General features: G+C 42.4%; 15 protein-coding genes and 1 pseudogene. 7 read left to right on the top strand and 9 right to left on the bottom strand.

Annotated elements, in window-relative coordinates; all coding sequences use genetic code 11:
- From ACUALS_RS07095 to ACUALS_RS07080, 4 genes are all read left to right on the top strand, one after another.
- On the top strand, positions 1-1,380 hold the full coding sequence (locus ACUALS_RS07095) for a zonular occludens toxin domain-containing protein (RefSeq protein WP_454449208.1): 1,380 nt from the start codon (positions 1-3) through the stop codon (positions 1,378-1,380).
- A 358-nt stretch (positions 1,381-1,738) separates the two neighbouring features.
- Positions 1,739-2,122 (top strand): hypothetical protein, encoded by a 384-nt coding sequence (locus tag ACUALS_RS07090; protein WP_454449207.1) that lies wholly within the window; start codon positions 1,739-1,741, stop codon positions 2,120-2,122.
- 325 nt (positions 2,123-2,447) lie between these two features.
- Complete coding sequence (locus ACUALS_RS07085) at positions 2,448-3,629, top strand: hypothetical protein (protein WP_454449206.1); 1,182 nt, start codon at positions 2,448-2,450, stop codon at positions 3,627-3,629.
- Positions 3,626-4,573: a hypothetical protein gene (locus ACUALS_RS07080; RefSeq protein WP_454449205.1), complete on the top strand. Its 948-nt coding sequence runs from the start codon at positions 3,626-3,628 to the stop codon at positions 4,571-4,573. The genes ACUALS_RS07085 and ACUALS_RS07080 overlap by 4 nt, the downstream gene beginning before the upstream one ends.
- Here ACUALS_RS07080 and ACUALS_RS07075 read toward each other — a convergent pair.
- Positions 4,570-4,938 carry a regulator gene (locus ACUALS_RS07075; protein WP_454449204.1) on the bottom strand — a complete coding sequence of 123 codons (369 nt, stop codon included), beginning with the start codon at positions 4,936-4,938 and terminating at the stop codon, positions 4,570-4,572. The two genes, ACUALS_RS07080 and ACUALS_RS07075, sit on opposite strands and share 4 nt — an antisense overlap.
- Positions 4,939-5,061: 123 nt before the next feature.
- On the opposite strand from ACUALS_RS07075, the gene ACUALS_RS07070 reads away from it, so the two are divergent.
- The gene (locus ACUALS_RS07070) at positions 5,062-6,261 is read left to right on the top strand and encodes an ISNCY family transposase (RefSeq protein WP_454449235.1); all 1,200 of its coding nucleotides are present in this window, start codon (positions 5,062-5,064) and stop codon (positions 6,259-6,261) included.
- Positions 6,262-6,265: 4 nt separating this feature from the next.
- Here the strand turns inward: ACUALS_RS07070 and ACUALS_RS07065 are convergent, their stop codons facing one another.
- The 7 genes and pseudogenes from ACUALS_RS07065 to matP all read right to left on the bottom strand — a co-directional run bounded on the left by ACUALS_RS07065 (position 6,266) and on the right by matP (position 10,076).
- Positions 6,266-6,448 carry a hypothetical protein gene (locus ACUALS_RS07065; RefSeq protein ID WP_039438199.1) on the bottom strand — a complete coding sequence of 61 codons (183 nt, stop codon included), beginning with the start codon at positions 6,446-6,448 and terminating at the stop codon, positions 6,266-6,268.
- A complete protein-coding gene (locus ACUALS_RS07060) occupies positions 6,448-6,687 on the bottom strand; it encodes a hypothetical protein (RefSeq protein ID WP_454449203.1) in 240 nt (79 codons plus the stop codon). Before ACUALS_RS07060 ends, ACUALS_RS07065 begins: the two co-directional genes overlap by 1 nt.
- 91 nt (positions 6,688-6,778) lie before the next feature.
- A pseudogene (locus ACUALS_RS07055) lies at positions 6,779-7,089 on the bottom strand (DUF3693 domain-containing protein); the annotation flags it as partial.
- A gap of 514 nt (positions 7,090-7,603) precedes the next feature.
- The gene (locus ACUALS_RS07050; protein WP_454449202.1) at positions 7,604-8,830 is read right to left on the bottom strand and encodes an HDOD domain-containing protein; all 1,227 of its coding nucleotides are present in this window, start codon (positions 8,828-8,830) and stop codon (positions 7,604-7,606) included.
- A gap of 58 nt (positions 8,831-8,888) precedes the next feature.
- Entirely contained in the window at positions 8,889-9,203 is a 315-nt protein-coding gene (locus tag ACUALS_RS07045) for a hypothetical protein (protein WP_334474708.1), read from the bottom strand.
- Between the two features lie 102 nt (positions 9,204-9,305).
- On the bottom strand, positions 9,306-9,617 hold the full coding sequence (locus ACUALS_RS07040; RefSeq protein ID WP_038211878.1) for a DUF3634 family protein: 312 nt from the start codon (positions 9,615-9,617) through the stop codon (positions 9,306-9,308).
- Between the two features lie 12 nt (positions 9,618-9,629).
- Positions 9,630-10,076 (bottom strand): macrodomain Ter protein MatP, encoded by a 447-nt coding sequence (gene matP, locus ACUALS_RS07035; RefSeq protein WP_038141497.1) that lies wholly within the window; start codon positions 10,074-10,076, stop codon positions 9,630-9,632.
- 171 nt (positions 10,077-10,247) lie between these two features.
- Here matP and ACUALS_RS07030 point away from each other — a divergent pair, with 171 nt between their 5' ends.
- A complete protein-coding gene (locus ACUALS_RS07030) occupies positions 10,248-11,894 on the top strand; it encodes a S16 family serine protease (protein WP_454449201.1) in 1,647 nt (548 codons plus the stop codon).
- Positions 11,895-11,985: 91 nt separating this feature from the next.
- Positions 11,986-12,504 (top strand): bifunctional 3-hydroxydecanoyl-ACP dehydratase/trans-2-decenoyl-ACP isomerase, encoded by a 519-nt coding sequence (gene fabA, locus ACUALS_RS07025; protein WP_038141483.1) that lies wholly within the window; start codon positions 11,986-11,988, stop codon positions 12,502-12,504.
- Positions 12,505-12,652: 148 nt separating this feature from the next.
- On the opposite strand, the gene rmf is transcribed toward fabA, so the two are convergent.
- Positions 12,653-12,826, bottom strand: coding sequence for a ribosome modulation factor (rmf, locus tag ACUALS_RS07020; protein WP_008078149.1), 174 nt, complete (start codon positions 12,824-12,826; stop codon positions 12,653-12,655).
- Positions 12,827-12,976 lie beyond the last annotated feature (150 nt).

Below are 12,976 nucleotides of genomic sequence, written 5' to 3'. Positions count from 1 at the left end.
ATGGCTATCACAATCAGAACCGGAGCTAACGGCTCATACAAATCGGCATACACCGCATACTTTCGTATCTATCAGGCGCTCAAGGCGGGTCGCGTGGTCGTGACCAATATGGAAGGTATGCAGCCATTGGAAGAAATCGAAAAGCTGATGGACATTCAGTTTCCAACGACCGCGAAGCTCTTTCGCATTACTTCGCGAGATAAGGCGGGTGTCCATCTTTGGACGCACTTTTTCTGTTGGTGCCCGCTTGGTGCATTGATTGTTATCGATGAGTGTCAGGACATCTATTCAAAGAACATCGGCTTTGATATGAGAAAGGTGACGTACAAGCCTATCGAGGATTTCATCACTCAAGACACTGGCAAAGATGGCCTATTGCCTACGGATTATCTCGACTTCTTTTACTCTCGATATGTCCCTGCGGATATGTCTGCGCTTAAGGCTTCGGAAACCGACGATAGAGGCATTGCCGAATACGACGAACAAGGCAGGATTATCTACCCTCACACCTTTAACGAAGGATTCATGCGCCACCGGAAATACAACTGGGATATTGAGCTGCTGTCTCCGGACTGGAAGCAAATTGATTCGGGGATTAAAGCGTGTGGTGAGCAGAACTTTTATCACAAAGGCCGTGACCAATTTTTCTGGGCGGTACGCAAACCGTTTATCTGGAAACACGACAAGTCAGTATCAACGCCTGTGATACCCAAAACCAAGGACGTGAACCTGACGACACAGAAAATCCCCCTTGATGCGTTCTTGCTCTACAAATCAACCAGTACCGGAGTGGCTAAGCGAGCCGGAGCAATGAATACCCTCTTTCGCAACCCAAAGGTCATCGGGGTTTTTCTTCTCTTTATTCTTTGCATGGGATGGGCAATCAATGAAATATCCAACCGCATTACTGATACTCCTGAGACGGCTCCGCAAGCGGGAACGTCGCAATTGGACAGTGCCTCACCTAACCAAGCTGACAAGCTGGTTAAAACGGGGGCTCAAGGTTCTGGCTTATTACGTGATGGTGGGACTAGCGGTCAAGTTGATAACAATGGCCGGATTCCGAGTGTTTATATAGGCGATGTGTTGCCTCTTGAGGGCATACAAAAAGCCTTTGTAACGGGGGTTAATCATGCGGTTAAGATACGAGCTAATCAACGCCACTTTGAACACTATATATCAGTGGAAGCGGTAGCAACGGATGGAGTCTATAGCCTCAACCAAGAGTTCTTTAAGGCATACGACATCACTTACCAAGTGATAAACGAATGTCTCTTGAAGCTAACGCGCGGCAATGTATCCAAAACCATCACCTGTAAGCCCTTAGAGACTCTAGTCAAAGAGCGAGAAATACAAAGTGCCAACGTCTCACTATTTTAGTCCTCACTTATAGCCATAGGGTGCAACGCGCAGTCGCGAAGACTGAGCAGCGAGCATTAAGCCCTATGGCGTTTCTCTTTCTAAATATCAAAGCCCCGCAGGGATAAGCAATGCACGAAGTGCAAGCGAGGCACCAAGCCACACGATGATCTAAAAAGGATCACCTATCTCGATTGGCGCGGTTAGCTGCTGTTATCTCCAAGACCTATCGCCACCCCTCGCCCTGCCAAGCCTCCCTTGCAGAGATTTAAAGCGTCAATGGGGCTCTTGCCACTGCAACACACTGAACTGAACGCGCATTGATGAAAAGTACCAAGATTGCTAATATATGTATATATATACAGTATTGGGTGTGAGTATGATAATACGTTGGACAAAAAGCCAAGTCGGTACTGTTTTGGATGAGAACGGTCACGACTATAAAGGACAGAAATGCAGTGTTGCCTACCTAAAACAAGATGGAACCCAAGGACATAAGCACTTTGGTGGCTTTATTGAAAAAGGCCAATGCGGGAAGCTCCAAAGGGCTAAGCTCGTGGGTTTTACGTCCTATAGCAAAGATGGTGGCCATACTTGGGTTGATTTTGATAAGAATACTTATCTGGTTGGTGTTGTAAGGTGGGACATGCTCTATGTTGTTTTGTATGACGGCGTTCCTCGCTCAATCCCCTATTCCCCTCTAGAGCCCATTCGTTATTACAACAATGTGGTCAACTTGGCTGAGTTCAGAGAGAAACGTTAGCCAGAAAAAGAAAGAGCCAATACATATACGGTATTGGCTCATTAATTCCAGTTTGGCAATCAAGCAAAGGTTGCCCCGTACGATTAAATCAGAAAGGTTTTACCGCACCTCCGGGGCTCAAGATGCCAATCCAAGTTAGCAAGTCCGACCTAGCTGTGGGAAACATCAATAGCCAGTATTAGACCTGTCTCGAAATGACCCACACTGTATCAATTTATTGTTTCCCGATTCTTGCGAGGCACTACGCTCTTTTGCTTTGTGGGCGATGGTTCCAAGGGAGTTCGACCGCCCCGTATAGTAATACGGGGTGAAAGTCTCCAAATCAATGGCAAAAATTAACTTAGTTGCACTTCAATTAGTACAGTATAATCATGGCCAACTGGTTCCATACTTTCGTTTTACATTGGAGAAATTTGTGGCTTTAACAAGTTTTAGCATATCGCTTAATCGAGAGCTGGATGCGGCAGAGTACCTTCAGTTTCTAAGTTATGATTTGAGCAGTGACCCTGAGTTGAGAAATGTTGACTCGGAAACTCGAAAACGTATTCACACTGATTTGGTTTGTCCTTCTTGCGGCGCTGTTGGAGCAATTTTGGTTTCTGGGGCAAGAAATAAAGCTGGAACTAAAAGCCTAAAGCAACCACATTTCAGGTTTTTAGGTGAAGATGGCAAAGAAAGCCATCATGAACTGTGTGACTTACGAGAAGACAAAGCATTTAAGGATCAAACTATCGAAAAACTGTCGTTCTCTCAAAGTCGAAGTGCAGCTACCAAGTTTGTTGGTTCATATGTATCCAAGGCCATTAAAGTCGGTTTAATCAACCGATTAGACATACAAAATTTTCGAAAGTGGCACTTGGAAGTAAAAAGAAAACACATAGTAGATATTTCTTTGGATACTGACAAACTTTCTCATTACAACAAACTACGTTTTCATAGTTCAATAGATTTTTTCCCAAAGCTCGCAGAACTAAAAAGTATAAATTGGAAAATCTATGCAATTCAAAACATCATTAAGAGTGATGTTTCTTTAAAAGAACAAGTGGCTATGCATCAACTTCGGCCACCTCAGAGAAGTGAAGTAGAAAGACTTGCAAAGAAAAACAAAGTGTTGTTTGACGTAAGAGTCTTGCGCGATGAATACATGATGATGTCAAAAGTCAAAACATTTGTAACGCAGCATATTCCATATCAATTTAGGACAAAATACGAACAATCCTTTTTGGATGCTTTTGTTGGCCTTATCCTTTTTGTTAACAACTGGAAATATGAGCCTTCCATATCTCTGTTCATTGACATAATTAACTTGGACTTAGATATGATGGAAAATACGGATAACATCGTAACTATCAACCCATTCAAAGATTATATTAAGTTATTCGCGATCTTAGACTTCAATGATGTACAGGATTCATTGTTAGTAGAAAGTCAGTTTGAACAAGCTGTTGAGCAAGAAGTAAACAACCTCAAGAAAAAATACTTAACATCGGAAGTTTCTGCGAAATGAAATCTATTTTTTTTGTAGTAGCATCATTGCTTTCTTTAGGTTTTTTCGTGACGTATCAACCAGCATTGAGTTCTTGTAATACTGACAGTTTTTCATTTTGCGTTTTATCATATTCAATCCTTAAAATGCCTTCGTGGATTGGTTCTTTTTGCGGTGTTTTTGTCTCAGCAACTTTGGCATATAGATATTCACTCAGAAAACAAGCCTTGGATGACCAAAACAAGCGAAATAGAGAAGATCTGGAGAATGCCACCAAAGCAATAGTCTTACTATCTAAGTGTTTCGGTGATCTAGGGTCTATTAAGTTTGGGTATTGTTCAAGGCTTAGGGGACGCACGGAGTTTACGCGAGGTATGATGTACCCTTATATGATACGTCAAAGTGTTAAGCCTATAAATTTCGACCCAACCACACTCCACTTTTTAATGAAACAAGGCACTACACCAGAACGGTCGCCGAAGAACCCGAATCATATTTACAATATAATTGAAAAATATAACACCATAATATCTATATTTGAAACTCGAAATGAGATGGCACTAAAGGTTAATGAATGTCTAACAAAGGCAGATGTCAACGCCATGTCTGGCAGCATTGCTAGTGTGCATATCCAATTCTTAGAAGAGGAATTTGGGTTTAATAACTTCGTCAACTTCCTTGTTGTTACAGAGCAACAAATAAGAGAAATTGATATCCTTATAGAAGAGTTGTCTTTATTAATGTATGAGCTGCCGATTATTCTAGATGATCATTTCAAGAAAGTTGCTAGCGACAATAAAGATTTTGTCTATAGGCTTCCTTCTTTCGACCCTTTTACCGATTTTAATAAGCCTATTCTAGAACCAATGAATTTATTAAATATCGAACACGAGGTTAATCAGATGGTTAAAAAGCGCCAAAACTCACGGTTAGATTGGCGCCCAGTGGGTTGGATTGTTTATTAGCGTAACAGTCTTGCGATTGCTCTAGCGTATCTGAGTATTTTGATGCTGGTCTTCAATTCGAGTTCCGACCCTATCTCCAATAAACCAATCCCCGCTAAAATTTCTTGCGGTGTGACACTTTTACCAGTGGGAAGCTCGAGCTTTTGGTTGTTCATCCTAAAGCCTTCCCACTCTTCGCGGTAAGACAACTCTAAACGGCATTGATTGCGCATTAGTCTCTTGCACTCTTTAGGTATCTCTTTTCCTTTATCCCAATCTTTGACGGTTCTCACACTTTTAAAACAAAGTTCAGCCGTTTGTTCAATCGATAAGCCGCACTCAAATTCACGAAAAATATAGTTTTTAGTCATTTCGTGATACTTCATGATTAACTCTCTCAAAAGTGAGAGAGTCTACAAATCCATACATACAAATGATACGAATTGCACTTAACATAAGGGCATATAATGCGCACTGAGCTTTGAGAATCTTAACCGATGCTAATTCCAATGAGTGACCGAGACATTAATCGTTTTAAAGTGCTGCAAGATGTTCGCGAACGCCGACTTCGTCAAGTTGACGCCGCCGACATACTTAATATAAGCACTCGACAGTTTGCTTTTGAGAAGCTTACCGAGCAACACAACCTGCTCCTGTCTGTCGAAACATTACGCCAGTGGATGATCGCCGATGGTCTCTGGGTCCCACACTCACAACGCCAGCCTCGTATTTACCAGCCTCGTTATCGTCGTGACTGCCTAGGCGAACTGGTTCAGATTGATGGCTCACACCACGACTGGTTTGAAGGACGCAGCTCTAAGTGCTGTCTCTTGGTCTACATCGATGATGCGACCGGACGTTTGATGAACCTACGCTTCAGTGATACCGAATCTGCCTTTGACTATATGGTGGCCACACGGGAATATCTGGATCAACATGGCAAGCCTGTGGCTTTTTACAGCGATAAACACTCGATATTTCGTGTCAACCAAGAGCATCTCAAAAAAGTGGGATTAACCCAATTTGGTCGTATACTTGATGAACTTGGCATTGAACTGATTTGTGCGAACAGCTCTCAAGCCAAAGGACGTGTTGAGCGAGCAAACAAGACGTTACAAGACCGATTAATCAAAGAGATGCGTCTACAAGGCATTAATACTATAGAAGAAGCGAACGCATGGCTGCCCTACTTTATCGAGAATTTTAATCACCGCTTTGCGAAGCCTGCCAACTACCCTAAAGATCTCCACCGTCCAGTTCGCGAAGATCAAGATGAGTTGGATGACATTTTTGCTTGGCAGACCACGCGTAAACTCTCGAAGTCATTGACATTCCAATATGACAAAGTACTTTATCTAAGTGAAGAAACAGAGAAAAATAGCCGTCTTGTCAATGAAGTGGTCAAAATACTCGACTATCCAGATGGTCGAATTGCCGTCCAGTATGGCGAGAGAAAGTTAAGTTTCAGAACCTTCGATAAGCTGGCTAAAGTGGATCAAACTCAAGTCGTCGACAACAAAAGATTGGGTAAAGTCCTTCAATTTGCCCTAGAGAACCAAGAAGAATTTGATAAAGCCCAGCTTAGGGAAAGAAGTCAAAACGCGCCTAAAAGAACGGCTCAGAAGCGCGCTATGTCTCAGCTAAGGGCTCTGAATCCTGTTTTAGCTGAGCCGGATAGTTTTAAGTCAAGCCACAGCAAAAACGGTTAAGAACCTACTTAGATAAACGACACTCAGAGCTAATAGTGTAGTGAATTGCGTCTTGTTCTGACTTTTCATCACTGATGCCCTGCTTCTTAACCATGTCTGTCCAATACTCAACACAAGCGTCAAAGTCAGTGCGTTGCTCGCATGCAGCAAGAGTGAAGCTCAATGCAATAATCGTATGTCGAAACATTATTTGTGGTAAAACCAGCCCAGATTGTTCTCTGGGAAATAACTATGAGTGAGCTCTATATGGTCATGGCTGTCATTCAGTAGTTTGAGTACTTCATTCGCTTCTGACAGCGTTAAACTACGGTTAACCCCTTCAGTTTCTTGACACCAATCTACAAATTCTTGCGTGTTGAAAGGAATATGATCTCCTTCTCTATGTTCAAGATGAGACTGAATAACTGACATTGCATCAAAAGACATAATTTCGCCCGAGTAACTTTTATGAGTTTTAATGCATAAGGATAGTTCAGTTAACAACAGGACATTTCTACTTTGCTGAGGACAGGACATTTTAAACTGGGATTGACAGAGCGATAGCTTCGTTAGGGCTGCCAATCCACATAGCCAAACCCACACAAGCTATTGATATTCCTTGTAAATTCAGCCAGTTAAACTTTTTTGCAATGTTACTCCAAGCTTGCTGAGCCTTGAACGTCTTTGCCTTATCTGCTGCTAAGTACACTAGAACCTCTTCACTAGATAAACCTATAGTTTCTGCTAGAAAAAGTGCTTCATCTTCAGTTAGATAGCGCTGTCCTTTTCTAATATCCGAAAATTTTTCACTCTTATCCCTAAATCATGTGCAATTTGCTTATCTTGTACAGAACTTTTATGTCAGCGTAGCTGATTCAATCCCTGCACTGTGTCTTTGGGTACATTCGAGACCATGCACGTTGGCTCTCTGCTTGTTGATCATTAAAGTAGCCAAACAACTGGCCTTTTTGTTTAGCCTAAGCATATGACAGCCGCTATCGCCAAGCCATCAAACGAAACTCAATATTGTGATTGAACTCCATAACCGTCTCTATAACTGGAAGAACTGAGTTGTGTTCTATCAAAGCGCCATCGTTTAGTTCGTTTCAAATTTCACATAGGAAATGGCCTTGCGCCGAACACAGTTATCTGCAGTGAGCAAAGCTGATCAAGTGACCGCGTCACAATGCTTATGTCATATTACTAAATTGTCTCGCTACGAGATAAGTCTTTATCTGAATTTTGCTATATTTTTGATTCAGTTATTTAATTTAGTGATCTTGTTTTATATCGTTTGTAAGTTAGTTTTTAGTTATAGTGCCTTATGTTGTCTTCCCAACGTACTCTGAGTGAACAAACGTGTTTAACTATTTGCGTTAGATAAGCCAATTCGACCCGGATGTTTAGCTCGTAGCTCGTTAAGAGCGCTTGGTGGCATTTGAACATGGGCAAACCAGAAGGGTTTATGCTTTTCGACAAACGCATCACTTCGATCAAGCATATCAAAAATAGCGTATGCTTGGCCTTGTGCTAGCGCTACACCAAACTCACTTCGCTCTAGGATTGGGCGTTCTTCAAGATCATCCAAGAGCGCATTTTTTAAGTGTACCGTATTTGGACCCCACTCTATTTCCTCTATGACTTTTCGAGTAACCGCATTATCCAAATTAACTAATAACTTGGGCAGAAGATTTAAATTAGGGGTAACCTCTGCGCAGGCGTAGTATTCGTCCCTTAGGTTGTTTTCACGGTAATAACGCATCTTCTCGACCAATGCATCCTCGAACAGTTGGGGAAACTGATTCACTACCGCGAAGTACCCTATCGTTCTTAGAACTCCGAGCAAGACCCCCTGTTCCGGATTTGCAATTCCTGCCTTATCCAAACGCATTCGCGTCACGTTTGAAGTTAAAATCATGTGTTGCCATAGTTTAGGAGCGATGTTTTTTGTTAGTGGGTTGTGCCACCGCAAAATAGGTTTAACCATTAAAATGGGCAAAAGTACTCGGCAATTTTCAGTACCTAAAGTACCGATCGCTACTTGAGGCTCGTTTATTCCGCGAGCCATCTTGCCAATTCGGGCACAAAACTTGGGATCGTTAACCAACATCAGTAGATTGTTTCGTAGCTGGTTATCGTTAGTTGAGAGTACGGTTAGTTTGCTGTAGCTGACAGACGGAGAATAGGCAATGCTTGAGAAGTACGAGAAGTCTGGAAAACGTCCAAATAGTTTAATTGCCGGCATGTTTAAGAGCGTTTCGGTAATCAGTTGCTCTGCATGTTTCGTAACGTCGTCAACGACATTGCCCAGAATTCGTTGCTTATCTTCAGCGGCTTGCCTTCTTTCCTGGACTCGCTCGCTTTCACACTCCAAGAGCAAACGTTGGTTGTTCGTGATACGTTCTTCTTCTTTTAAAATTACACTGTCACAAAACTCGCTTTGACGACTGAGCGTCGCGTCCACGTCGGACTGATCAAGAATGTACTTGAGGCTAACCAACCACTTCGCATGACGCTCTCGCGTAAGGTGGTTAACTTTTTGGGCTATTGCTAACGCTTCGCTATTGTATTTCTTATTTGTTACTAACAAAGTGAGACTTCGGTTCAATAAACATATTAATAATTTAGCACACATTCTCTGTGTCTATTCATTCGTTTGCAACATGAATTCTCAAATATTTCTCTGGCGTACGGTATCTGAACTTTTCTCCCTTCTTGATGAGATGCTTACTTACCTTGCAAATTTTAAAATCTCCATTCGTGTTCACTCTAGTGACAATCGCATGATATTTAGAGTGTCTGAATTCGATGAAGACATTGCAATACCCAGGCAGGCTATGTTTGGCTATTTTTGTTTCAATTCTGGCTTTAAGTTTTTTTGCAATGACGTTCCATTCTGAATCATCTGCACAGTGTGCGTTAGTTGATAAAAGCAGACTTAATATTAGGATATTTTTTTTCATACATTCACCTCAGAGACGAGTCTACCAAGTGTCTGAGATGAATGTGGGGAGAAGGAAATGGAACTGAAGGGAAAATTCACTTATGTGTAATTGATAGGTTTATCACCCACGTTTTTTTGTACCTTTACTTTTAAATCCTTGATGCGGAAATACATTGCGGATTCTTTGCTGCACTTTTTTAGGGATTTCCTTGCTGAAAACCAGTTTGGTTCCCGTTCGAAGTTGATACACCTTAAGCTCACCAGTAAAAGGGTCACGCTCAGCTATATCAACAACGTTGTGCTTAAACGTTGGAGGGAAATGCCCCTTTTCGGTTACGATCTTCCCGTTTGAAAACTTCACCTTCAACACAGGTCTGTCGACTGCAACTAGCCAAAAAACAACCACTGCAGCAATCAAAATGACATACAGCATCCCTACTACTCCTTAATCCAATAACTTCGACAAATCTTCTTTAAGGCTACTCACCGTTTTACTTGCTTTCTCGCTTCTTGAAGCCTCTGACAGCAAGTATTCAATTGCGTCGGACAACGTACATCCTAGCTCGTTTGCTCGATAGGACAGTTTTTCCCAAACCCGATAGTCTAGGTCGATCGATTTTTTCTTGGTGTGAATCTGTTCAGCGTTGAAGTGTCTTTTACGCTTAGCTCGAATGGCTTGTTTGAGTTTGTTGTCTAACTCAAGTGACATGTGGTTTTCAATCCACTCTAAAACTTGAGTTGGCTCATGCTCGATATTGCGAAGCTCATTGATAGCGGCTTCAGCTTCACTTGAATCAATGTGTCGAGTGATGGCTTCACCAGCCTTCCATTTGTTGATTAAATAGGTCCACTTCCATCCACATTCTAGATTTTCAAGCTGTTGATATTTCATGAGTAACAATGTTCCATTGAGTTTCTGGTGACAGCGTAACTGCATTAAGCGTTCGTTACAATCCCCATTGTAATCGAAAAGCGATCCAGATCATCAGATTAAATTACCAGTATCTCATCATTGGCTTTTTCTATATAATTTCGCGCATTTAGAGATTAATGAACCAATTTGATGAAGCAAGAAAGCTGGCGTTCAGTAACGCCTCAGTACTCCCAATATGACGGAATTCTAAAGCGATTTAATGAACTGGATCTTGTCAGATTTATCGACATTCAACCCCGACTCAAACAATCTATAGACACCTTTTCTAGAGTCAGCGGCTATACGCGCGCACTCATCATTAACTCGATTGACAATGCTTTCTACCGACACTTGGTAAAAGAAGCGATAGAGCAACATACACAAAATGATTGTGTTCATGTGACTGAATCACTCACAGCAGACTCTTTACTTGGTTCTTACTCATGCGACGATGACGGACAAATTACCGTTCGCCATAAGGGGCTACTTGATCGAGCAGATGGCGGGTTTCTCGTCATACCGGTTAACTTAATTCTAGCAAACCCCGCGAGTTGGCAAGCACTCAAAACCATTCTTTTAGGGCAACCTATCTCGCCGCTGAATGCAAATCCACGCAAGGTTGCCACCCTAGTCCCAAGCCAAACCTATGATGTAAAAGTAGTCATTGTCGGCGACCGACATCAAATCTCTGATCTTGAGTATTTAGATGACGAGCTATACAGCGGCCTAGCCATGTATACCGAAATCGAAAACGAGATAGCTTTTGGTGAAGAGTCATGTGCAAAGCTGTTGGGCTTCATTCGATGGATTCTTAGTACCTATCAACTTCCTACGCTGACATTTGGCGCGTTGCATCGACTTTTGGTCGCAGGAGCTCGATATACCGAAGATCAGGAGTATATGCCTATCGAAATACTTTGGTATCTCGCTCTTTTCCAAGAGTCTTTGCTTTCGTCGTCAGGTAATGTCCTTGATGAAAATGACATCTCAAACGCTGTAAACAACAAGTACCATCGTGAGGCTTATCTTCCTGAACGCGCTCTTGCTGACATCACCGACGGGCAAGTTATCATAGAGACACAAGGCGAATGCGTTGGTCAGGTCAACGGGTTGACCGTCATCGATGTGCCTGGCCACCCGATGTCGTATGGAGAGCCCGCTCGAATCTCATGTGTTATCCATTTTGGTGACGGTGATATTTCAGACGTTGAACGTAAAGCGGAGCTTGGCGGTAATCTACACGCGAAAGGTATGATGATTATGCAAGCCTTCGTGAGTAGCGCATTGCAGTTAGAGGAACCGTTACCCTATTCTGCTTCTGTGGTGTTCGAACAGTCTTATAGTGAAGTCGATGGTGACAGTGCAACTCTCGCCGAGTTATGTACATTTGTCAGTGCTTTGTCTGAGATACCAATTAATCAACAAATTGCAGTCACCGGCGCGGTAGACCAATTTGGACGAGTGCAAGCTGTAGGCGGCTTGAATGAAAAAATCGAAGGCTTCTATCACGTATGTAAACATCAAGGACTGACCGGCGAGCAAGGTGTGATTCTTCCAAAATCTAACCTAAAGCATCTTGCACTGAATCAGGATGTAGTCGATAGCATTAAACAGGATCAGTTTCACATCTGGTCTGTATCAACGGTCGATGAAGCTATCCCTCTCATCATGGGCAAACCTTTCCGCGGTGATGATGAAGCAAGTGTCATCAACAAAATCGCGCAACGAATTGAAAACTTTGAAAAACACGAACACCCACAAGGAATTGTGGAACGCTTCAAAAACTGGTTTAGATAATGTAAGTATTCATTAGATTCAGACTGGTTGGAGTTGTTTAGCGTACACGTGTTCACTAAGATGCGGCTATCAAATATTGGAGTCATTGATAATGCAAAACAAACGTGAATCATATAACCGTGAAGATCTTCTAGCGTCGAGCCAAGGCGAGCTTTTTGGCCCTGGATATCCTCAACTGCCTGCACCAAACATGCTGATGATGGACCGCATCACCAAGATGTCTGAGACTGAAGGTGATTTTGGTAAAGGTCTTATCCTTGCGGAGTTAGATATCACACCTGACCTGTGGTTCTTTGATTGCCACTTCCCTGGCGACCCTGTAATGCCAGGTTGTTTAGGACTGGATGCAATGTGGCAGCTTGTTGGCTTCTTCCTTGGCTGGGTTGGCGGCAAAGGTAAAGGTCGAGCTCTAGGTGTTGGCGAAGTTAAGTTTACGGGCCAAATCCTACCGACAGCGAAAAAAGTGACTTATGAAATTCACATGAAACGCGTTGTTAACCGCAAGCTAGTTATGGGTTTAGCTGACGGTCGTGTTCTTGTGGACGGTAAAGAAATCTACGTAGCAAAAGATTTAAAAGTGGGTCTTTTCCAAGATACATCTGCGTTCTAACGCTATCCTTTTTAAGACGACTCTTCGGAGTCGTTTTTTATCCCCTAACAATTTAGTTATAGTGCATTATGCTACTATTTATTGTGCGCTAATAACGGTTAAAGCCCCTTTCGGGGCTTTATTCCTATATGTATGTGGATTTGAGTCGTTATTTGTAGAGACCAGATTGTTTATCTTCTCTGGCATCGCGCCAACCACCAAGCCAATAGGATCGAGCATCCATCTGTTGGTATGGACATGCGTCCATAGAACGGCCATTTAAGCCTGCCTTATAACCTTGAGATTGCGCTCTTTCCATGCGGTCACGCTTTTGTCTCTTCATAGTGTCGTCCTCATACAAGAAAGTGTTTTCTAACGTACTACTATTAAACTAATGTGGAGCTTTTGTGACTCCACAATTAAGAATCGATCAAAACAGAGCCTTTCTCAAGGTATAAAAAAAGCACAGATCCAAAAATGTGAACCTGTGCCC

This window comes from Vibrio sp. NH-7 (assembly GCF_053643215.1).
Note: the sequence above shows the minus strand (reverse complement) of the source record. Positions and strands in the feature narration are given on the sequence as shown.

Excerpts from the sequence above, each read along its gene's own strand:
- ACUALS_RS07095 (WP_454449208.1), top strand. The coding sequence starts at position 1 with ATGGCTATCACAATCAGAACCGGAGCTAACGGCTCATACAAATCGGCA.
- ACUALS_RS07090 (WP_454449207.1), top strand. The coding sequence starts at position 1,739 with ATGATAATACGTTGGACAAAAAGCCAAGTCGGTACTGTTTTGGATGAG.
- ACUALS_RS07085 (WP_454449206.1), top strand. The coding sequence starts at position 2,448 with ATGGCAAAAATTAACTTAGTTGCACTTCAATTAGTACAGTATAATCAT.
- ACUALS_RS07080 (WP_454449205.1), top strand. The coding sequence starts at position 3,626 with ATGAAATCTATTTTTTTTGTAGTAGCATCATTGCTTTCTTTAGGTTTT.
- ACUALS_RS07075 (WP_454449204.1), bottom strand. The coding sequence starts at position 4,938 with ATGAAGTATCACGAAATGACTAAAAACTATATTTTTCGTGAATTTGAG.
- ACUALS_RS07070 (WP_454449235.1), top strand. The coding sequence starts at position 5,062 with ATGAGTGACCGAGACATTAATCGTTTTAAAGTGCTGCAAGATGTTCGC.
- ACUALS_RS07065 (WP_039438199.1), bottom strand. The coding sequence starts at position 6,448 with ATGTTTCGACATACGATTATTGCATTGAGCTTCACTCTTGCTGCATGC.
- ACUALS_RS07060 (WP_454449203.1), bottom strand. The coding sequence starts at position 6,687 with ATGTCTTTTGATGCAATGTCAGTTATTCAGTCTCATCTTGAACATAGA.
- ACUALS_RS07045 (WP_334474708.1), bottom strand. The coding sequence starts at position 9,203 with ATGAAAAAAAATATCCTAATATTAAGTCTGCTTTTATCAACTAACGCA.
- ACUALS_RS07040 (WP_038211878.1), bottom strand. The coding sequence starts at position 9,617 with ATGCTGTATGTCATTTTGATTGCTGCAGTGGTTGTTTTTTGGCTAGTT.
- matP (WP_038141497.1), bottom strand. The coding sequence starts at position 10,076 with ATGAAATATCAACAGCTTGAAAATCTAGAATGTGGATGGAAGTGGACC.
- ACUALS_RS07030 (WP_454449201.1), top strand. The coding sequence starts at position 10,248 with ATGAAGCAAGAAAGCTGGCGTTCAGTAACGCCTCAGTACTCCCAATAT.
- fabA (WP_038141483.1), top strand. The coding sequence starts at position 11,986 with ATGCAAAACAAACGTGAATCATATAACCGTGAAGATCTTCTAGCGTCG.
- rmf (WP_008078149.1), bottom strand. The coding sequence starts at position 12,826 with ATGAAGAGACAAAAGCGTGACCGCATGGAAAGAGCGCAATCTCAAGGT.